Consider the following 20838-nt stretch of genomic DNA (forward strand, 5'->3'; position numbering starts at 1 on the left):
TACCCACGTTGATATCGAAACTGTTATTTGTATAACCGTATAAAATTTAATCTATAATGTTTGCCCTAAATTTTGTATGGTGTGCTTAACGGTTTTTGTATAGAGATCGTTAGAGAATCTAGTTGGGCCTATAAAGTGAATTAAAGAGACTTTGCCTAAATACCCTGCTAACCCTGACTGTTTGGTTTCAAAGTTCGGAAAACCATGATTATGATATTTTGGCCATTTTAGAACTTGGCTGTTTTCACATAATGATTGCATCACGTTACTAGAAAATTGCTCGGTTCCCCACTCAGACCATGTATCTTTCCCTAGCTTTCCTTCCATGATTTTAGATACTTCTGGCAGTAATGTCAGTAAATTAGACCCCTTAGGAAAACCTGCAAATGCAGAGCATCCTCTTAAGTAATGGCTAGCGTTCAACACCTTAAGCGCCGTTAGATTCATTTCCGCTTTTGCTTGCACATGGTTATTATTCCAACTCCTTGCCAATTGAGCCATGTAGTCAATTGGAACAGGATCAGGAAACATTGGGCTACCAATAGTAAAGCCTTGGTTATTATTTACTTGCTCTCGGATCTCTGATAACGCACCAATAGTGACGGTGTCACTATCGAGCTGAATGACATAGTAATAATCAGTTCTTTTTAATAAATAACAAAGCCTTTCCCATGTCCCCCCTCGAGGACAACTGAAGGTTTCGATCTCGTTAATGTCGATTATTGAGACATCTATTATATGTTTCCGCAATAAAAATACGTCGTCGTTGGTTAAACTCCCGTCATCAATCAGTTCAATTTTGCATTGACCGAATTTCTGGACAAAAGACTTAATTGCAACCAATGACATTTTCACTGCAGCATGGTGTACTTGTGAAACCAAAAGTACATCTGAAGTATCGGAACTACAGATAGGAGGGGTATCAATTACATTTGACAACACTTTATTAAACTTAATAATGTTGCGTCTTTTGATCAAACCGTTAAGAAAATTTATCACTGTGCTTTCCATGTTTGTGAATGTGTTCGAAGTCGATTAAAAGAGTATGAAGAGTGATTACACTCATTCAATTAACCCAACAATGTTCCCGTCATAAAAATCAACAAGCGTCATGCGTTTCCTACATTTTCGTTAAACTTGGTAAAGTCCAATTGAGCTTTTCGATAGTCCTCGGGAACGCCAATATCGATAAAGTAGCCTTCAGAGATAGATGGTAATACATTGTGTGTATGGATAACGTTATCCAAAAAATCGCGTTCAAAAGAAAACGACGATTGCGGCGGGAGCTCATTACAAAGACGAGAGTGAAACAAGTAGACTCCGGCATTAATTAATCCAAAATGACCACTCTTCTTTTCTTCAAAGTCCGATATTTTTTCATCGCACACCTTTACCCGTCCATAGCGGCTTGTGTCTTCAATGCTTATTAATGACATAACAAGATCTGCGTTTTTGACTGTACTTTTGGCGTACATGTCAGTCAGGTCATACTCAACTAAGGTGTCGCCATTAATAATGAGTGCGAGCTGCTCAGTAGGCTGGGATAAATGCCCCATAGCTTGCTTGATTGCTCCACCAGTACCAAGAGGAGTAGACTCAACAGAGTATGTGATATCTAGACTTTTATATTTACAACCAAAGTGCTCAATAATGACCTCTTTTTGGTAAGACACCGCTAATATGACTTTTGTCACACCCTGCTCTATCAGGTAATCAAGTATATACTCCAGAAATGGGCGCTCAGCGACACTGACCATCGGCTTAGGTAACTGACCGCTTATTGAGCGCAACCTCGTCCCCAACCCGCCACAGAGGATTATCGCGGTAATGCTATCCATACTTTGCACGGAAAAGTTCCTCTTCTACGTAAGCACAAATTATATGACCAATGAGAATATGGCTTTCTTGTATTCGTGGCGTATGTGAGGATGGAACGCTTATACAGATATCACATGCATCTTGAATCTTTCCTCCAACTCCCGCCAAGCCAATTGTCGTTAATCCATTCTGTTTCGCGGATTCAAATGCAGCCAATATATTTGGAGAATTGCCGGATGTACTGATGCCTATAAATATGTCACCAGCCATGCCATTGGCTTCAATCTGACGTGAAAACAACCTTTCGAAACCGTAGTCATTGCCTATTGCAGTTAATATGGAAGTGTCAGTCGTTAGGGCAAGAGCTGGCAAACCGGGCCGATCAAACTCAAAACGGCTCACAAACTCTGCGGCAATGTGTTGAGCATCAGCTGCGCTCCCTCCATTGCCAGCCACCAGAATTTTTTGTCCATTTTGATAGGCGGCCAAACAGGTTTTCGCCGCTTGAACAATGTTTTCATTTATCGAAAGGCATGAAAGTAGCGCCTGCTTAGTTTCAATGGATTCAGCAATGTGTTGCTGTATAAACTCTAGACTGTCCATGATTGTGTTCCTTGCTGGGTGAAACGGAAGGGCTGTATATGCCCATCTAATTCATTCAATGCTCTTTCTACATCTAATCGTCGAATAGGGTCGACAAAGAGCATCATGAATCCCCCGCCCCCGGCTCCAGATATTTTAATGGATTTTGCACCAGCGCTAAGCACTTTATCCTCAATTAACTCTATTTGTTGAGTCGAAATAGCGGACGATGTTGATTTCTTCGCATTCCATGCATCCTTCAGAAGATCAGCCATACCATCAATATTGGATTTGAGCAGGCACTCTTTCATTGAGTATGCTAAATGTTTTACTTCATGCATCGCTTGAAGAGGCTTTTTATCTTCAGAATTGGTTGTCTTTACCTGATCATCAATAATTCGAGCCGAAGAGCGCGAAACACCAGTAAAGAACAAAATAATTTGGCTTTCAAGTTCATTCAATATGCTTTGTCTGATGCGCAAAGGATTAACGATGACACGCTCGTTGTCATAAAACTCCATAAAGTTAAAACCACCAAAGGTTGTCGCATATTGGTCTTGACGACCACCAGATAGCTGACAATCCTTACGCTCAATTTCATAAGCAAGCCTGGCTACGTCATACTCTCCAAGCGGTAAATTTAATAATTGCTGATAAGCACTAATTATCGTCACAACCATTGTTGAGGATGAGCCAAGCCCACTACCAGGAGGAGCATCAGAGTATGTATAGACTTTTACCGGTAAAGGTTCATTGTTGTTAAATTCACGAACAATGCGATTGTAGATTGCTTTGTGCAATAGTAGTTCACCACTCAACGGTAGCTCATTCGTTAATGGGGAATGAAATTTCTGTTCGATATCTTGCGCGATAAAGGTGATACCGTCATGGTGCTCCTTGAGCTCAATGGTACAATTGGCGTACATATCTATCGTCGCGTTTAATACGCACCCACCGAATGTATCGCAATAAGGAGAAATATCAGTACCGCCACCGGCAATCCCTAACCGTAGGGGAGAACGTGCTCTTACCAACATATTTAAGTCCTTTTCCAATAAGTCATACAGCATATTTACGTCCAACATATGTAGTTAAAGACCATAACCAATGATTTTGCAAATTTTCGAATCTAGTCCTAGAGTTACCATTAGGCAATGGAATGTATTAAAGACAGAATGATTGTATGGTTAAGGAAGAAAGAATTCATGTATGTCATCTGGTCTATAGTTTCGATATCGGCGGTTTGGAACGAGTGATCGCGGACTGCATTAAAACACTAGATCAAGAACAATATAGGCACAGTATTATTGCGCTGACGGAAGTTGGTGCATTTGCTAATGAAGTGGAAGAACACGCAAACTTTTACTCACTACACAAGACAAAAGGTCATGATTTTTCAATACATCTAAAGTTGTTTAATCTCATCAAAAAAATCAGACCAGATATACTGCATAGTTACAATTTATCTACGATAGAATATCAATGGCTAGCGTGTATAGCTAGCGTCCCACTTAGAATTCATGCTGAGCATGGAAGAGACTCATATGACATTCATGGAAGTATAAAAAAGTACCAGATATTGAGACGGTTAATGAGTCCATTCATCAATCATTTCGTTTCTGTTTCCTTAGACCTACATAATTGGATGTTAAATGATGTCCGTCTACCAGTTAAAAAGTTGAATCTAATTAGGAACGGGATCGATACTAAATATTATAACCCTAGCTTTGCAAGTAAAACCAATAAAGGTATTTATAAAGATAAATTTGTATTTGGTCATGTATCTAGGCTACATCCAATAAAAAACCAATGTTTTCTAATAGAACAATTTTATCAGGCATGCTCAGAAAGTAATAGTTTCAAAGACAACTGCTTACTTGTTATCGTTGGTAGTGGGCCTGATAAAGATAAACTCGAAAAGCAAGCTTTACAAAATGAAAGTTTGAAAGGAAAAGTGATATTTACTGGTTCAAAAACAAACGTCAGAGATTATTATGGAATGTTTGATGTATTTGTTATGTCATCCATAGCTGAGGGTATACCGATGACACTTCTCGAATCTATGGCAATGGGACTACCTCACCTTGTGACATCCGTTGGTGGAATTAAAGAAGTAATCCTGAATGAACAAACAGGGGTAAGCTTGGAAAACAATGAAAAACATACATACTATCTGAAGATGATTGACCTATTTAATGATAGAGAACGTCTCCATGCTATGTCTAATAAAGCAAGACAAAGAATTGTTTCTGATTATAGTCAAGACAAGATGGTAGATGCATACAATATTATCTATAAAACGGTAGCGAATTAGTATGGAAAGCTTTTTATTTGCATGCTGCTTAGTTATGGTGGTCTTCGTCTGTATTAGAGCGAACAAAATTGAGGATGATGAAGACTGATGAGGGACTTAGTATTTATAATATTTTTTGCCATAATCTTATTCATTTCATTTAGAAAGCCTTTTATTGCTGTATCCATTTGGTTGTGGTCAGGAATATTTGTTCCCATATACTGGCTATACGGATTCGCTGAAGCTATCAGATACAACGTAATATTTGCTGGAAGTGCGATTATCGCTTACGCCTTTTACAAACAAAAGCCAAGTGTTCATTTCGACTCTCTGTTTTTTTTAGTTTTGATATTTTTCTTACATACGACAATAACAACAAGTATGACTTTGATACCACCATCTGTTTCATGGATTATATGGGATAACTTTTTCAAAGTTATTCTGCTGTTTATATTTATTTATTTAACAGTTAGAAATATCAATCACTTCAACCTATTGATATGGATCATTGCTCTATCGATTGGTTTTTTTGCACTTGTTGAAGGTTTGAAGTTCATAAAATCTGGTGGCTTTCACCAGGTCCACGGAGCTTATGGTCATATTTTAGGCGATAACAACCATATGGCATTAGCTATTCTTATGGCGATACCATTGCTTATTTATTTAATTTCTTATACACCGGAAAAGTGGCTAAGAATAGGTCTCATAGGGCTTATATTTGTATGTGTTCTGGCTGTTTTAGGTACAAAATCCCGTGGTGGCTTTATTGGCCTGTTAATTGTTGGTGCATATTTTTGGGTCAAATCTGAAAAAAAATTACTTGCGACTGTTGGATTTGCCGCATTAAGTTTCATTGCTATAGATCTACTCCCAGACAAATGGTTTGAACGTATGGAAACCATTCAAACTGCTGAAAGCGACGGATCTTTCGCTACTCGACTCGTTTCTTGGAAAATACACACCCTTATGGCGTTAGAGAGGCCACTTATTGGAGGTGGATTCCGAGCACCTCAATATGGCCATATTTGGCGAGATTTAGCGTATGATTTTGACAAATTAAGTTTTATTCGATCTGCGCCTCCGGGTGATAAAGGTTGGGCGGCACACAGTATCTATTTTCAAGTGCTAGGAGATCACGGCTTCGTTGGTCTATTTTTGTTTTTGATGATCATCATTTTGGCCTTTTTGAAGCTATCATCAATTGAAAAATACTTTAAAGGTCATTGGCAGTCTAAATTAGCACGAATGATAAAAGTTTCGTTGACGGCTTATTGTGTGTCAGGAGCAGCTGTATCGATGGCATATTTTGAACTGTTTTATGTACTTCTTGCTATGATTATTTGTTTATCTACTCTAAAAAAAGAATCACAAATGCAAATTAATACGGAGCGTATCACTGCACTTTAAAAATTTCTCCTATAGTTTAAAGCGTGTATTTAATCGTACCCTCGCATCTTTTAATCGCTCCAAGTGGCGATGGTCATATTGCTGCGTTGTAGTAATACTTGCATGCCCTAAGGCGTCTTTTAATGTACCTAGATCCTCACCACATTCCAGCATACCGGAGGCAAAAGTTCGGCGTAAATCATGGGGAGCGAACGCATCTTGTATCATTGCTAGCTCACGGCGGCGCTGTAAAACATAGTATATCGCCTGATCGGACAGCCGGTTTTGTGTCACGTCATTGTGACGTCTGATACGGGTAAACAAAGGTCCGAGGTACTCACCTCTCACTTTTTCAATCCATTGCATTATCCGCTCCCAACTTTGAGCCGGTAGGTAAACTCGCCTTTGTTTATTTCCTTTTCCATGTACGATCAATGACATATCTCGAAATGACAGATGTGCGAAATCAAGCGCAACAACTTCGCTTCTTCTTAATCCTGCACCTAACATTAAACTGATTATCGCTGCGTCACGTATGGCTATTACGTCTAATTTCTGATCGAGGTGATGAAATATCTTATCTATTTCATCGTTGTCTAAAGAGCGGCCTTTGGGAATACGATGACCTTTAACTGATTTAACCATTCTGATCAGAGCTAGGGTGTCTGAAGAAATAAGTTTCATCATGAAAGCTTCGTTAGCAACGCCCTTTAATGCGGCTAAGTAAAGATTTATAGTCCTTGGTGCACGACCCAGTTCTAAAAGCTTATCAACGATAAATCTCAAGTGGACATTACTGAGTTCGTGCCATACCCAATTTTGAATATCTTTACCTCCAAAATGTCGAACCGATGAGTTGAGACATGATGCAACGGTGCGTCGGCTTTTACGACTCGGCAAACTTTGTAAATACGAAATAGCAGGATTTCTAGTTTGATGACCAGCTACTAAAACTGCGTTTTCGTTCTCTTGGTACTTTGCAAGCGATGTTGTCGTAATCATTGGTTCACAATCCTCATTTCGTTTGTTGACCATACTTGCGTTATGCACTGTTAAGTTTCCAACTGAAATTTATCCTAGTTGAATACTAACAAAATCGCTAGTTCCTGTAAGCTACTTTTGAAAATATACATTTACATAAGTAGAAATTGATTTGAATTCATGTAGAACGGAAAAACAGTAATCTGGCATCATAAGAAAATAAACTTGATCTATTAGAGTGACGCCGTAACTAGTAAAATCTTACCAAGTTGAACCTATGGAAGAAGGTGAAACTAAAATTGTTATAAGACAGAGCAATGCCTGGTTGAGCTATCATGTATAACTCAAAGTAAGGTACTAAGTATCGTCAACGATTTACAAAGCCAAAGTGGGTTATCAGTGTAATATTTTGACCATCGTAGCTATTTATGAACAAAGATTTATGCCATCTTTCAGCTATCGTTTTGGTAGCTTTATAACGAAAGTTTGTTGGAGATCGTCATGTATTAGAGATTCACGACTATGTGGTGGAGAGAACAAGGACATAAAGATTTTATAATAATTTCTTGGTGGCCAGCGATGATAAAATGGACAAAAAGCTTTGGCGCGGTATTAATACGTACTAGGCTGCCAATCTCCACGCGATACATTTCTGCCCATTTTGGGCTATCATTCCTTCATGGAGATGGTAACGACATCAATTTTACAATTTTTGGTACATTGATTTCGCACGTTCTCTGCCATTTCATCAATAGAAGTTGGCGACTTTGCTCAAGGCAAATATCCATTGCCTGGTATTTCAACGGCTGTGATTTTGTGGTGTGGCAGTTCGCTTTGCAAGTACTGAGGAAACTTTCCCCAATGAAAGACGCATCGGAACAGTCCTCTAGGTAATATGATTGCCGATCTCACACACTACTGCGTTACAGTGTCACCTTGGTAATAACATCCCTTATGAAGGCAATTACTATTAATATTTTCTCATACCAGATATACACTTTGGATCGCATAAAAAATAGCATTTAGGTTATTATATGCGATGCTGATAATCAGAAGCCCAGCTAAAAGGCCTACCTTTTTTAATGGTAACCCCTTGAATCCAAATGCGATAATGATCGAAGAAGCTAACATCGTGTGCCCTGTATACAAGAATAAGCTGCCACGATCCTGATATTCAACATGAAAAAGCATAGTGATAACCAACCAAACTGCAGCGATAAAAAGTAAAGAGTCTCGGTGTATGAAAGCGCGTATATATAAAAACATCAATGCGCCTAACCCTATGTAACCAATGAAGCTAAATCGACCAGAACGAAAATCAGCCATCAAGTTGTCAGGACCGATTTCTACTACATGATGAAAAGGTGCAATAAAAGTATGTGCCAAGAACGTGGTCATAATTGATAGCAAACCTTGTTTCTCGCCAGGTCGGACAACGGACCAAAGAGTCCGTTTTATGACTTCTACAGGATTAGAAAGTAACTCGTAAATACTTTGGTAATAGCAGATGAAAAAAAGTGTGCCAAATATAAGTAGGAAGCGAACAATCCCACTAATCAGATACTTATATATATCCTTATTGTTTAAACTGTTTTTTTTCGTTGTCAGCAAGCTAACTTCAAGTAGTAGTATGAGTAACAATAGATAGGTAGTGGTTCCTATTGCCATCGTATACACAAAAATTTTTAACCATGTCACTTCTAAGCCAGGTTTATTGTAACTTTTTATGTATAGATAATAACAACATGAGATCCAGAACCCAGCAAGTACATACGAATCCAGAACAATACCATTGACGAGAAAAGTAGAACTACACAACATGAATAATGTCATTAACGAAGCTTTAAATGCACATTGAAGTATTTCAAAAAATATAAAATAAGCGACAATAATCAATCCAACATGGAATATAATGCACACGAATATAACGCTTATTTCAGGACTTATCCCAAAAAACTGAAATATTTCACAAGGCAAACGATACAAGTAAAGAAATGGGTGCTTTATTAGTAATGGAGGAGATTCGTGTGCGGTCTTTATCTTCCAATCGTAAGATGAATAGCCGAGTGTTTCGATAAACCAAGCTTGGTCAAAATCAAATACTGTATTGATATCATCATAAAAACCGATGCTAAGAAGATAAACATTTATCAGCAAGAAAAAGGCTGTAGCTAAAGGGATAATAAATAAAAACAATATTACATTTTCTTTAGCTGATTCGGTAATTTTTGATTTAATGATGGTAACATTCACTTTATAACCCTAATAAATCCAGTTCTAAAAAATAGACCAAAGAATTAAATTTGTTCTTGCCAATTGCGAACAACTAAGAATTCTTCAATGCGTATTTATCTAAAAGTTGATAAAGAGTCGGCCTAGTGATTCCTAAGTACTTGGCTGTATTTGATAAGTTCCCATCACAATAGGTCAATGCTTTTGATACGGCTTCTCTTTCTGCTTTATCACGGGTGACCTTGAGATTGAATTCTATTGTCGATTGATTTGAATTTAGCCCCAAATCTTCGGCAGATATTAGTTTAGCCTCACTCATTAATGCTGCTGACTTAATTTTATTCTGTAATTCTCGAATGTTACCTGGCCAATGATAAGATAGTATCGCATTCATGGCTTCATCGCTAAATCCATTGAAGTTCTTTGATAACATGTCAGCAGATTGGTTTAATAGAGTTCTGCTGATAGTAAGTACATCTTCGTTGCGTTCTCTTAATGGCGGAATATCAATAATAATTTCGCTAATACGATAGAATAAATCTTCCCTAAATGTCTTTTCTAACACCATTTCTCTTAGATTCTGATGCGTGGCACATACAATCTTGATATCGACAGATATTTGATTTCTTCCGCCAACTCGTTCAATAATTTTATCTTGCAAAAAGCGTAACAGTTTGGCTTGCAATGAATAGGGCATATCGCCAATTTCATCCAGGAATAACGTCCCACCGTCGGCACATTCTATTTTACCCGGTGTTGTTTTCTGCGCTCCTGTAAACGCTCCTTTTTCATAACCAAAAAGTTCACTTTCTAATAAGGTTTCAGGTATCGATGCACAATTTATTGCAACAAATGGCTTATCACTTCGGCTGCTTTTACGATGAATTTCTCGTGCGATGAGATCCTTACCGGTTCCACTTTCACCTAATAATAACGTTGTCAATTCAGTTGGAGCGACTTTGTCAATCATGGATTTAACTTTCATCATCTTAGGGCTGGAGCCAATGATAGGTGTATCGCTACAATCGATAGCATCAAGCTTGGCATTCTCTGATTCTAACGTTGAAACCAGAAAAGCTCGATTAATGATGACGGTCAGTTCTTCGTCGTTAATTGGCTTTTGATAGAAGTCATGGGCACCTAACTTGATTGCCTTAAGTGCATTCTGGTTGTCATCGTTTCCAGTGATTACAATGACTTTACAGCTTGGGTTCAACGACAAAATTTCTTGTAAAGTAGCAAGCCCTTCGCTCGCGTTTTCTTCATCCGGAGGCAAACCCAAATCTAATGTGACCACCCTAGGTGTAAAGCGTCGAAGGGATGAGATCGCCAACGACCTATCATTGGCAAATACCACATCATAGTTATCTAGTGTCCATTTTAACTGCTTTTGAATACCAATATCATCTTCTACGACGAGTAGCTTTTCCATCACACCTTCCTCTGGCACAACTTTCACTTTTATACACCATGACTATTATTCTGATTATAGTAGAGTTTTATTTGTCGGTAGGAATATATACATCAAATCTTGACCCGACCCCCTCAACCGAGCTGACTTCAATGTACCCATTTAACTGCTCAACAAATTTTTTTGCATCATACGCCCCAATACCCATACCGGCGTTGCCTTTAGTTGTATCAAAAGGCTTAAACAACCGCTTGGTAACGAACTCTTCAGACATACCAATACCATCATCTTCAATACTGACAGCAAAGAATCCTTTCTTATTAATTCTCGAGACGGTTACACATCCATCTGGCTGAGTTGCATCTTGTGAATTTTGTATTATGTGAGAGAACACATTCTTCATCCTTTCTTTATCTGCTTCTATAAATACCTTCTCATCAGGTCGTATGTCGCAAATGGGTGAAGGTGATGTGTTCTTTCTTTCAGTGCAAGCTTGCAAGACAACTTCGCACAAGTTGGTTTTTTCTATTCCGCTATCTTGGACTCGATGTTTGCGTAGGTGTGATAACACTTTGTTTAAGCGTGACGCCGCAGAGTCAATAGTCACAAACGCATCGTCAATGAATTCAGGGTTGCCTTTGTGCTTTATCGCATTCTTAGAAAGTAATTCAAGTTGAGCCAACACATTTTTTAAATCATGAATGAGAAATGTCGACATTTGATTGAATGCAATAAATTGTTCATTTTCCGCCAGTTGTGAGCTCGTGACATGTAGATTGATAAAGACTGAAAGTTGTGTACCTATAACCTTCATCAAATCTCTGTCCTCAAAATCAAGTTTACTAGTGCTATTGATTTTTGATATTAAGAAAACAAATTTTAAGTTTCCCGATCCAGAAACAGGAACAATATATTTTATATCACCCACATTCTCGATATCTTCATGATTGAACTCAAATGGCATGGAAGTTGGTTTACTCTTAGCCTCATCGATATCAACTATCCAATCGTGTTCAATTGCTTGCCTCGACAAATTAGTCAAGTTCTCTTGATAATAAAGTGAGACAGCATTATTTTCAGCACGTTGGATGAGCCTGTCATTCTTAACTTCATACAAAAGTCCTTGTTCACAGTTAAAAGGTTTCATCATTGAAGTCAGCGCAACGTGATAAGGTGTGGAACTATCGCTTTCTAACGTTGCGGAAAATTTCATCCACTCTTCACGGTAATCATATTTGTTTTCATAAAAATGTTTAACAATGAAAACTTTTAGTTGGCTTCTCAATGATTCAGATAAGAACAGACTAACCAAAACTGAACAGCTAAGTGCCAGGAAGACATACTGAGCAATGTTACTCCAGCTATACCCCAAATATTTGATCAAGTAGCCTGTAAGCGCCATCACTAATAAGTACCCCCCTGATACTATTAGCAACGTACTATGAAAAAGAATATCTCTTGATACATAAATTCGAATAGACCACTGCTGGAATCGTCTTACAGTGAGAAGAATGAATGGAATAGCAATTAAAGAAACCCAGCCACGACCATATAAAAAGCTCTCGTCAATCCGTTGGATAAGTAAAGCATCGGAAAAAAAGGCGAGATCATAGGTATAGATTAAACCAAGACCTAAACATAGCGGCTTAACCTTCCAGCGATGAACCTTTGCTGTGCGACGATAGAGTTGCTCGATCAAGCAAAGAATTAAAATCGCTTGAGCGAGGTGAAGGATGAGGAATACCTCGTATCTTCCCGTGCCCCCTCCAAGGCCTGTTTCTATGATGAAACACAAAACTAACAACGTCGAAATGCACACTCTAAGCTTACTGCCTGCAACCAAACGGAAAAATTGAACATCACGGTCTAAAAGATTGGCCAGTATGGCTATCCACATTGCGTTTCTCAATGTTTCTAGGCTAAACACGTAGAGCGCAAAGTTTCCATAATAGCTTTGCACCGCAAAGCCCGCCGACCACAGCCCTCCCACAGCAAATGTAGCTGCAAGCAAAGTTCGTTGCTGTGACGTTGTTTGTGTAAAGATCAACAAAAGAAATGAAAATAGATATACGGCTCCTGACAAAGAGTAGCCCACTGTCCCTAGCCAATTTTCCACAGCCAATATCCTTGTTAACTGAGTTTCTCAAAACGTTGCTAATTTTAGAGTTGCCACACTACACTTTAGACTAAATCACTAATCTATGCTTTAGGATAGACAAGTCTTGTCGTATGAAGCTATATCGAGAGATAATTACATTTTTACTATTGATAAATTAGTGATGTATACCTCTACTATAATGTTAATAGTAAAAGCCATTCTTACTATCTTTTCAAAGATCTGGTGTTATAGTTAAATGTAGAATTTTAACATGAACTAGCTGAGTGTTAGGCTCCTTTCTAGGTGATGCCGATGTACTTAAATGTTCACTCTGTGAGTTCTGTGTACTCGCTAATTCGATTGGGAAGAGTAATTTTATGGATAATAGTACATCACAAGTCCCTTTTTTCTCTGTCATTATACCTACAAGAAATCGACCGATTTTGTTCAAACGTGCTCTTGAGTCTGCGATCAACCAAACATTCGATAATATAGAAATCATTATTGTCAATGACGGTAGTGATGACAAATCGATGAAAATGTACAAAGAGATAGAATCAGGCTGCCAAGCTAACGTCAGGTTTTACAATCTCATACACAGACCTAAAGGCCATGGTTCAAGTTACTCACGTAATTATGGTGCACAAGTATCTAACGGTCAGTACTTATGTTTTCTAGACGATGATGATCTTTGGATTGATAATGAGCATTTAAGTACTGCACATGAATCAATTAAATCTCACACAGAAATCGTTGATGCTTATTACACAAATCAGAAAGCATACGATCCAAATGGCCAGGAAAGCAGCAACTGTATATGGCTTGAAGATTTAATTTCTCGGTTCGAGGATACTAAGCAAGACAACCTAGGAAATACGGTTTTAGATGTTACCCATTTAACTAAAAGCAATGGATTTTCTCATCTTAATTGTTCAATCATCCGTAAAGAATTTTTTGAAAAAATTGGTGGTATGGATGAAGACATTCGTTACGAGTCAGATAGAGATCTTTACTTGAGAACGATAGACTTAGCGCAAGGAATAATATTATTCAGTCCAAGATTTATAGCTAGACACAACATTCCAAACGCTAAGAAAAAAGATAATGTTTCTACCGTATCTTCTGATATAGAAAGATTTATTTACCAACTTAGAATGTATAACAAAGGATTAATATTTTCAAAAACATCTAATGTTAGGGATGTTTGCATTAGGAATAAAATGTATATTTTAAAAAAAATGACGGAAGAATTATATAGAAACAAAGATTACGAAAAAAGCGCATCGTTTTCAAGACAAGCGTTAGGTGTTCGATTCAGCTTAAAATGGTTTCTATTCTCTTTGTATTTAAGTGGTTTAACTTTAATATATAAAGTCAAAAATCCCACTTCAGAATAGTCTATACGTAACATTTAAAAGGAATTAACATGTTAGTCGAAGCTATTAAAAAACCAGCACTTTTGTTACCGAAAAAACACATCATTCTTATAAGCCATATGCGAGCAAATACTACTTTACTAGGGCACATTTTTGGCAGCCATCATAATATATCAGGATATTATGAGCACCATATTGGTTACTACAGCTGGAAAAGCTTGATTAGAAAAAAGATAAAGTTCTCTCGTGAAAACCCAGCAGAACCTGTAACGGATTACTATTTTGACAAAATTCTGCACAATGAACACCATATAAAAGAATCTATTTTTCAACAAGATAATGTGTCTCTTTTCTTTATGTTAAGAAGACCAGATATGGCTATAAAAAGCATCGTAAAACTCTACCAAAGAGTCAATCCAAGTCACGATTTTGCGAGAGTGGACCTTGCAACTAAATATTACATAGAAAGACTAAGCGAAATAGAAAACATAGCTGTTAAATACGCCAAAACGAAAGATGTATACTACCTAGATTCCGAGACTATAATAAATAATACTGATTATACATTAAATAAAATCTCTCATTGGTTTAATTTAAAACCAACTCTTAATTCAGAATATAAACTTTTTGAACTGTCTGGAAAAAGGAAACATGGGGATTCCTCGGAAAATATAAAAAATGGATTCGTTAGCAAAAAACCTTCTAATTATGAAAATATCATAATTGAAGATGAACTGTCCTTGAAGGCTGAAAACGCTTACCTCAAGACAAAGAAAAGAATTTTATGCTTGGCAAAATCACAAATAACCCTCTAATTGTGACCTTGGATTCAAGTACGAAGTGCGACACCTCTGAACATAAAAACAGTGAGATGCGATAATCATGAAGTTTGCTCCCGCCAAGAAGTAAAAAACATGAAATACACGCACCTCACTGAGCACGAAAGGTATATGATTTCTGTACTCAGAAAGCAAGGAATTAGTACCACAAAAAATAGCTAAACAACTGGGTCGTCACAAAGCCACTATCTATCGAGAAATTGAACGTAATTCCCGATACAACAGACACTTTAAAGGTACTCCTATCAAGCATGGAGCCCCCAACAAATGGCTCGTAATCGACTGAGCCGGTCACGCAGAAACAAGCGCTACAGCGAAATCGACTTTAGGTTGCCTGATGCCTTGCTACGACTGGATTGGAGTCCTGACCAAATCGTCGGATACCTAAGGGTATGAGGCTATCCAACAATGAGCCACGAGCTCATTTATCAGCATATTTGGAACGACAAAATGACTGGCTACACTTTTATTGGCCAATTAGACGACCGAACGACGGGATCACTCAATGTGAGAATGAGCAAAATCATGACCCGCTCTGATTTACCTTTTAAAACTATAACTGCTGATAACGGCACTGAATTCCATGGTTATGCACAACTAGAAAAACATTTTTACTTTGTAAATCCATACCATTTATGGGAGCGAGGCACTAATGAAAACATCAATGGCTTGATACGACAATACTTACCAAAACGAACTTCTATGTCATACGTGACACAGAAGCTCTGCAATGAAATTGCACACAAAATTAAATATGCGCCCACGCAAAAGGCTTTGGTATAGAACACCACCGGAGTATATTCATGCGCATCTGTAAAAAGTGTCGCACTTCAAACTTGATACTAAGCATTTATAAACCACCACACAGGTCTAAGTAATTTCCTGTCGAGAACGATGATTTTTCCGATGAGAGCCAATAAATAGCTTCTGCCACTTCTTCTGGTTTACCACCACGCTGAAGAGGAATAATACTCTTTAACCTCTCAACCCTTTCAGGTTCACCACCATAAGCATGCATTTCCGTATGTATCAGCCCCGGACGGACACAATTAACTCTAATGCCCTCTGAGGCAACTTCTAGTGACAAGCCTTTTGTTAGCGTATCAATTGCTCCTTTTGAAGCAGCATAATTAATGTACTCATTGGGCGAGCCAGAGCGAGCTGCTCCCGATGAAACATTTACGATGACGCCACCGTCGCCACCATGACGAGTAGACATACGTTTAACCGCCTCTCGGCAACAAAGAAAGTAGCTAGTCACATTGTTAGTCAAAATTGTATTGATTCTGTCGGCCGTCAGATCCTCAAGACGAGACTGCTTACGCAAAATTCCCGCATTGTTCACGAGTACAGATAATGAGCCTAGCTCATCGTCAATTTGTTCGAACAGCCTCAATACGTCATTCTCAACGGAGACGTCTGCTTGAACTGTAATACAACGGCCACCCGCAGCTCTAATATCTTGAGCTAACGCTTCGGCCGAAGCTGAATTGGACTTGTAATTAATGCAAACCGCATAACCCTTTGACGCAAATAATTTGGAAGTCGCTGCGCCGATGCCTCGGCCGCCACCTGTGATTAAAACCACTTTTGAATCATTCATAAATCATCCTTGAATCGTAAAATTGGAGAAATGCATAACGCCCAATTAACGTGTGAAGCACGCAATACCTTTGCCACCGCATACAACCTTAACACTAAAACCGACGCATAGTAAAAATGCCACGCGTGCCGAATCACTCTTAAATTGTTTGTTAACTTGCGTGCCAAAGTGACACAGAGATTGCTTATTGCATACTTTAAGACCATAATACACATGTGACATTTTGACACAACAGGAGATAACATTATGGCTACTACTTTGCCTCGCATCACCGCTAGAGTTGATGTCGATACACAAGACTTACTTACTAAGGCTGCCGCGATCGCCGGCATGTCTAGCATCAACTCGTTTGTTCTAAGCGCTGCAATCGAAAAAGCTAAACAAGTCATCGAACGTGAACAGGCTTTAAAACTGAGCCAAGCAGATGCGATATTGCTCATGGAAGCTTTAGACCGTCCTGCAACACAGAACTCAAAACTAAAAGCTGCTGCTGATCGATACGAGAGCAAAACTCAATGATGAATACGGTACTTCTAGATAAAGCTAAACACGATAGAAACCGATTCAACTGCGGCATCGATGCTCTCAATAATTACTTAAAAGTAATGGCGAGTCAGCAAGCAAAGAAGGACAACACCAGAACGTTTGTTTTGGAAGATGATAGCGACAACTCACATGTCATCGGGTTTTACACGCTAACAATGGCACCAATTGACTTAAAGGCATTTCCTGATAAGTTACAAAAAAAGCACCAATCATCCACCTCTGGTGGTCTGATTGCCCGTCTTGCCGTCGATGACCGATACAAAGGGAAAGGCTTTGGCGAGTGGCTGCTTATCGACGCGCTCAGAAAGCTATTAGCAGCTAGTGATAGCGTTGCATTTCCAGTTGTTATCGTTGACGCCAAAGACGGTGCGAAACACTTCTATGAACGCTATGGTTTTCAAGCATTTGAAGACGCAGAACATAAACTCTTCATCACCATTGCTGATGTGAGAGCAAGCTTAGGCTAGTTAACCGCTAGCCTACAGCAAACTAACGCCGCGTTAAGTAGTGAGCAACGTTACCACCTAACCTAAACCATTGCACCGTAAACACTTAAGCTGATTGAAACCAAAAATTCCCCGCGTTGCGAATCCGTCTTAAAGCGTTTGTTATGCGGTTGGTTACGCCATGCCCACATAGCCTTTCATTGATGAAACCCTACCTAACCATTTTACGATATTTGGAAAGCTATCAAGGCTAAAGCCCCCCTCATGTGCGACGTGAGTATAGGCATACAAAGCGATGTCTGCGATAGTTACACAGTCACCAACTAAGAATGAAGACTTACCTAACTGTGATTCCATAATCTGTAGCGCTTTATTGCCTCCAGATTGAAGAGAGTTATATTCATCAATTCGCTCTTCCGGCATACCCTGATATTTTTGTATGAACCGAGCGACAGCAATATAAGGCTCATGTGAGTATTGCTCAAAGAAAAGCCACTCGAACACTTTTGCTTTTTCAAACCGAGTTTCAGGCAAGAATGCTGTACTTTCAGCGAAATAACTTAATATTGCATTTGATTCACTCAAAACTTGCCCATTATTCAAAACAACGGTTGGGATTTTTCCGTTAGGGTTTAGAGTAAGAAACTCGGGTGTTTGAGTCTCTTTTTCCAAGATATTGACGTGTTTCCACTCATGCTCAATCTCTAGAAATGACAACAGTAGTTTTACTTTCAAGCAGTTACCAGACTGCAAATCTCCATATACAATCACTACATTCTCCGTATTTATTTTTTTAAACCGCATAACGCCATGTTAACGGGCAAAAAACCAGTGTGCCATCGAAAACATCGCTGCGGCATCGATAATCAGTAATGTGCCTGAGTTAGGTTACATCACCAATAAGCAAGCTGCTTCTCTCATTGGCGTTGCCCCAATATCGAGAGAAAGTGGACGCTACAAGGGCAAGCGAGTAATCCAAGGTGGACGTGCACAAGTACGGCCAGTTTTATATATGGCGATGATGTCTGCCATGCAATGTAATCCAATATTTAAAGCGACTTATACTCGTCTTGTTGCTACTGGAAAACCTAAAAAAGTTGCCATCATAGCCTGCGTTCGCAAGATGGTTGTGATACTAAATTCTATGTTAAGAGATGGCGTCATGTAGGATGAGAACATAGCGAAAAATTAGCTATTGACGCCATAGTCGTTTGTTATGAGCCGTATTTCAAGAATACGCCTTCTTGTCTTAGTTGAGCACGCAAGTCTAGTAATTGTATATTTGTCGAAATTATTGAAAACAGATTCCCGATTGCTGTTGCGAACATTAAACCTGAACCGTACCCTACCCACAACTGCATATCAGGTTGATGAAGATTATTGAAGGCTAAACAGAAAAATACAATGCTTGATATGAACAGCCGCAACTCCCCGCAGCTAACTTTATAAGTATTGGTTGCATAGTCATAATGAATTTTGATTTGTGAGCATAAACCACCTAGTTTGATGTACATTCTAGTTTCGCCGCTTTCATAAGCGATATCATTCAGGTCCAGTACTTTTTCTATACGTTCAAGCATCCTTTCTAATCCTTTGGATTGCACAATCTCCTTAGACTATTACCAATAGCAACTAAGCTCATATTGTATTGCGAGATTCCCGACAGGCTTCACATTAGGATGAGGCTCATAACGCCTTGCTAAGGTGTGAGCAACGCAATACCTTAGCCTCCGCATAATACCTTAAACACATAAACCGACGCATAGTAAAAATGCCACGCGTTGCGAATCACTCTTAAGCAACTTGTTATACCGCTTGGTTGAGGCTAAAATGACCAACATAAAGACCACTTAAGAGACCGATTATATGACCACTAGAATTTTAGCCGATGTTGCTGCAAGCATTACCGAGTTGAAAGCTAACCCTATGAAAGTTGCAACTAGTGCTTATGGCGAACCTGTTGCTGTATTAAACCGAAATGAGCCCGCATTTTATTGTGTACCTGCCGAAGCGTACGAAATGATGATGGACAGACTCGAGGATCTTGAACTACTAGCTATCGCTAAGGAGCGTGAATCTGAAGAGAGCATTTCGGTAAATATTGATGACCTATAAACTCGACTTTAAAAAGAGCGCACTCAAAGAGTGGAAAAAGCTTGGCTCTACTCTGCAACAACAATTTAAGAAAAAGCTGATAGAACGCTTAGATAACCCACATGTTCCGGCTTCAAAGCTTTCTGGAGCTGACAACATGTATAAAATTAAGTTGCGTCAATCTGGCTACCGTCTCGTCTACAAAGTTGAAGACGATGTCATCATTGTAACCGTCTTAGCAGTCGGAAAACGCGAACGTAGCGATGTTTACCGTAAAGCCATGAAAAGGTTAGATGATTGATTGCGGTATAACGCCCTGTTAAGGGGTGAGCAACGCAATACCGATGCCACCGTATACCACCTTAAACACCAAAACCAACGCATAGTGAAAATGCCACGCGTTGCGAATCCCTCTTGAACAGTTTGTTAGTTTGCAAACCCAAGGCGTTGATTTTAAGTCATTTTAAACTTTGCAAACAATAAACTTTATGTGTTTGATGCACTCAAATCAGGCGTAGTTTCAAAGCGGCGACTCAATGAAACCACGTGGAATAAACAACGCCGCAGAAAACGAACTCACAACACCAAAGAGCACTTTTGGAAAACCAATCTCACAATGCGGACTTTCAACAAAGCTACTGAAACCACATGAACTTACCACACCAGAGAAAACGCCATCTCAGCGAGTAAATCGGCTTTTGTATCAACAAACTCAACGAGCAGAGTTTCAGCAAAAAAGTTCGACTCAGTTAACCCCAAAGTCACCGTACTAAAGAACAAACCAACCGTTGAAACGATGCCAATTTTGGATTATCACCACACTAGTTAACACTAAAATTAAAAGCCAATACGACAACTTAAACCTTGAGCTTTTACCACTAGATCTTGCGATATAGCTGCGTTTTTCCTCTTGCAAACTAACGCCCTGCTAAGGGGTGAGCAACGCAATACCGATGTTGCCGCAAACCACCTTAATCACTAAATTCAACGCATAGTAAAAATGCCACGCGTTGCGAATCCCTCTTGAGCAGTTTGATACTCATTGAGCCTTCTCCTCCAACTTAGCCTCTCGACTAAGCTGGAAGGCGACGAAACCCAAAACGGAGAAGACTCTATGAGATTCTATAACAACC

General features: G+C 39.0%; 19 protein-coding genes and 2 pseudogenes. 10 read left to right on the forward strand and 11 right to left on the reverse strand.

Going from position 1 to position 20838, the window contains the following annotated elements:
* Positions 1-51 precede the first annotated feature (51 nt).
* From AK966_RS15085 to AK966_RS15100, 4 genes are all read right to left on the reverse strand, one after another.
* Positions 52-999: a hypothetical protein gene (locus AK966_RS15085; RefSeq protein WP_119464469.1), complete on the reverse strand. Its 948-nt coding sequence runs from the start codon at positions 997-999 to the stop codon at positions 52-54.
* Between the two features lie 110 nt (positions 1000-1109).
* Positions 1110-1838, reverse strand: coding sequence for a nucleotidyltransferase family protein (locus tag AK966_RS15090; RefSeq protein ID WP_119464470.1), 729 nt, complete (start codon positions 1836-1838; stop codon positions 1110-1112).
* A complete protein-coding gene (locus tag AK966_RS15095) occupies positions 1831-2421 on the reverse strand; it encodes an SIS domain-containing protein (protein WP_099079369.1) in 591 nt (196 codons plus the stop codon). The genes AK966_RS15090 and AK966_RS15095 overlap by 8 nt, the downstream gene beginning before the upstream one ends.
* Positions 2409-3470: a GHMP kinase gene (locus tag AK966_RS15100; protein WP_216360612.1), complete on the reverse strand. Its 1062-nt coding sequence runs from the start codon at positions 3468-3470 to the stop codon at positions 2409-2411. The genes AK966_RS15095 and AK966_RS15100 overlap by 13 nt, the downstream gene beginning before the upstream one ends.
* 113 nt (positions 3471-3583) lie before the next feature.
* On the opposite strand from AK966_RS15100, the gene AK966_RS15105 reads away from it, so the two are divergent.
* Together AK966_RS15105 and AK966_RS15110 are read left to right on the forward strand one after the other, a co-directional pair.
* A complete protein-coding gene (locus AK966_RS15105) occupies positions 3584-4714 on the forward strand; it encodes a glycosyltransferase (protein WP_119464471.1) in 1131 nt (376 codons plus the stop codon).
* Positions 4715-4801: 87 nt separating this feature from the next.
* Positions 4802-6100 carry a putative O-glycosylation ligase, exosortase A system-associated gene (locus AK966_RS15110; RefSeq protein WP_119464472.1) on the forward strand — a complete coding sequence of 433 codons (1299 nt, stop codon included), beginning with the start codon at positions 4802-4804 and terminating at the stop codon, positions 6098-6100.
* Between the two features lie 9 nt (positions 6101-6109).
* On the opposite strand, the gene xerC is transcribed toward AK966_RS15110, so the two are convergent.
* From xerC to prsK, 4 genes are all read right to left on the reverse strand, one after another.
* Entirely contained in the window at positions 6110-7081 is a 972-nt protein-coding gene (xerC, locus tag AK966_RS15115; RefSeq protein ID WP_099079468.1) for a tyrosine recombinase XerC, read from the reverse strand.
* A gap of 960 nt (positions 7082-8041) precedes the next feature.
* Complete coding sequence (locus AK966_RS15120; RefSeq protein ID WP_119464473.1) at positions 8042-9313, reverse strand: hypothetical protein; 1272 nt, start codon at positions 9311-9313, stop codon at positions 8042-8044.
* Positions 9314-9386: 73 nt separating this feature from the next.
* Positions 9387-10724 (reverse strand): PEP-CTERM-box response regulator transcription factor, encoded by a 1338-nt coding sequence (prsR, locus tag AK966_RS15125; protein ID WP_099079467.1) that lies wholly within the window; start codon positions 10722-10724, stop codon positions 9387-9389.
* Between the two features lie 67 nt (positions 10725-10791).
* Complete coding sequence (gene prsK / locus AK966_RS15130) at positions 10792-12819, reverse strand: XrtA/PEP-CTERM system histidine kinase PrsK (protein ID WP_182852710.1); 2028 nt, start codon at positions 12817-12819, stop codon at positions 10792-10794.
* A gap of 359 nt (positions 12820-13178) precedes the next feature.
* Here prsK and AK966_RS15135 point away from each other — a divergent pair, with 359 nt between their 5' ends.
* From AK966_RS15135 to AK966_RS15145, 3 genes and pseudogenes are all read left to right on the forward strand, one after another.
* Positions 13179-14198: a glycosyltransferase family 2 protein gene (locus AK966_RS15135; protein ID WP_119464475.1), complete on the forward strand. Its 1020-nt coding sequence runs from the start codon at positions 13179-13181 to the stop codon at positions 14196-14198.
* Positions 14199-14227: 29 nt separating this feature from the next.
* On the forward strand, positions 14228-14992 hold the full coding sequence (locus AK966_RS15140; RefSeq protein WP_099079361.1) for a hypothetical protein: 765 nt from the start codon (positions 14228-14230) through the stop codon (positions 14990-14992).
* 99 nt (positions 14993-15091) lie between these two features.
* Positions 15092-15833, forward strand: a pseudogene (locus AK966_RS15145) (IS30 family transposase).
* 33 nt (positions 15834-15866) lie between these two features.
* Here AK966_RS15145 and AK966_RS15150 read toward each other — a convergent pair.
* Positions 15867-16619, reverse strand: a complete 753-nt coding sequence (locus AK966_RS15150) for an SDR family oxidoreductase (protein ID WP_119464476.1) — start codon at positions 16617-16619, stop codon at positions 15867-15869.
* A 246-nt stretch (positions 16620-16865) separates the two neighbouring features.
* Here AK966_RS15150 and AK966_RS15160 point away from each other — a divergent pair, with 246 nt between their 5' ends.
* Positions 16866-17138: a DUF1778 domain-containing protein gene (locus AK966_RS15160; protein ID WP_075172915.1), complete on the forward strand. Its 273-nt coding sequence runs from the start codon at positions 16866-16868 to the stop codon at positions 17136-17138.
* Positions 17135-17632 carry a GNAT family N-acetyltransferase gene (locus tag AK966_RS15165; RefSeq protein WP_119464478.1) on the forward strand — a complete coding sequence of 166 codons (498 nt, stop codon included), beginning with the start codon at positions 17135-17137 and terminating at the stop codon, positions 17630-17632. Before AK966_RS15160 ends, AK966_RS15165 begins: the two co-directional genes overlap by 4 nt.
* 153 nt (positions 17633-17785) lie before the next feature.
* Here AK966_RS15165 and AK966_RS15170 read toward each other — a convergent pair whose 3' ends face one another.
* A complete protein-coding gene (locus AK966_RS15170) occupies positions 17786-18382 on the reverse strand; it encodes a glutathione S-transferase family protein (protein WP_119464479.1) in 597 nt (198 codons plus the stop codon).
* A 67-nt stretch (positions 18383-18449) separates the two neighbouring features.
* On the opposite strand from AK966_RS15170, the pseudogene AK966_RS15175 reads away from it, so the two are divergent.
* Positions 18450-18779 (forward strand): annotated as a pseudogene (locus tag AK966_RS15175) (transposase); the annotation flags it as partial.
* Positions 18780-18825: 46 nt separating this feature from the next.
* On the opposite strand, the gene AK966_RS15180 reads toward AK966_RS15175, so the two are convergent.
* Positions 18826-19191 carry a hypothetical protein gene (locus tag AK966_RS15180; protein WP_119464480.1) on the reverse strand — a complete coding sequence of 122 codons (366 nt, stop codon included), beginning with the start codon at positions 19189-19191 and terminating at the stop codon, positions 18826-18828.
* Positions 19192-19477: 286 nt separating this feature from the next.
* On the opposite strand from AK966_RS15180, the gene AK966_RS15185 reads away from it, so the two are divergent.
* Positions 19478-19726, forward strand: a complete 249-nt coding sequence (locus tag AK966_RS15185; protein ID WP_005377003.1) for a type II toxin-antitoxin system Phd/YefM family antitoxin — start codon at positions 19478-19480, stop codon at positions 19724-19726.
* Entirely contained in the window at positions 19716-20006 is a 291-nt protein-coding gene (locus tag AK966_RS15190) for a type II toxin-antitoxin system RelE/ParE family toxin (protein ID WP_005377002.1), read from the forward strand. The genes AK966_RS15185 and AK966_RS15190 overlap by 11 nt, the downstream gene beginning before the upstream one ends.
* The last annotated feature ends 832 nt before the right edge of the window (positions 20007-20838 follow it).

The organism is Vibrio sp. PID23_8, from assembly GCF_003584965.1.
GTDB lineage: Bacteria > Pseudomonadota > Gammaproteobacteria > Enterobacterales > Vibrionaceae > Vibrio.

Bases quoted from the DNA above. Each gene is read 5' to 3' on its own strand.
- xerC (WP_099079468.1), bottom strand. From the start codon at position 7,081: ATGATTACGACAACATCGCTTGCAAAGTACCAAGAGAACGAAAACGCA.
- AK966_RS15165 (WP_119464478.1), top strand. From the start codon at position 17,135: ATGATGAATACGGTACTTCTAGATAAAGCTAAACACGATAGAAACCGA.
- AK966_RS15140 (WP_099079361.1), top strand. From the start codon at position 14,228: ATGTTAGTCGAAGCTATTAAAAAACCAGCACTTTTGTTACCGAAAAAA.
- AK966_RS15190 (WP_005377002.1), top strand. From the start codon at position 19,716: ATGACCTATAAACTCGACTTTAAAAAGAGCGCACTCAAAGAGTGGAAA.
- AK966_RS15090 (WP_119464470.1), bottom strand. From the start codon at position 1,838: ATGGATAGCATTACCGCGATAATCCTCTGTGGCGGGTTGGGGACGAGG.
- AK966_RS15100 (WP_216360612.1), bottom strand. From the start codon at position 3,470: ATGCTGTATGACTTATTGGAAAAGGACTTAAATATGTTGGTAAGAGCA.
- AK966_RS15105 (WP_119464471.1), top strand. From the start codon at position 3,584: ATGGTTAAGGAAGAAAGAATTCATGTATGTCATCTGGTCTATAGTTTC.
- AK966_RS15185 (WP_005377003.1), top strand. From the start codon at position 19,478: ATGACCACTAGAATTTTAGCCGATGTTGCTGCAAGCATTACCGAGTTG.
- prsR (WP_099079467.1), bottom strand. From the start codon at position 10,724: ATGGAAAAGCTACTCGTCGTAGAAGATGATATTGGTATTCAAAAGCAG.
- AK966_RS15135 (WP_119464475.1), top strand. From the start codon at position 13,179: ATGGATAATAGTACATCACAAGTCCCTTTTTTCTCTGTCATTATACCT.
- AK966_RS15180 (WP_119464480.1), bottom strand. From the start codon at position 19,191: ATGCTTGAACGTATAGAAAAAGTACTGGACCTGAATGATATCGCTTAT.
- AK966_RS15095 (WP_099079369.1), bottom strand. From the start codon at position 2,421: ATGGACAGTCTAGAGTTTATACAGCAACACATTGCTGAATCCATTGAA.
- AK966_RS15150 (WP_119464476.1), bottom strand. From the start codon at position 16,619: ATGAATGATTCAAAAGTGGTTTTAATCACAGGTGGCGGCCGAGGCATC.
- AK966_RS15160 (WP_075172915.1), top strand. From the start codon at position 16,866: ATGGCTACTACTTTGCCTCGCATCACCGCTAGAGTTGATGTCGATACA.
- AK966_RS15110 (WP_119464472.1), top strand. From the start codon at position 4,802: ATGAGGGACTTAGTATTTATAATATTTTTTGCCATAATCTTATTCATT.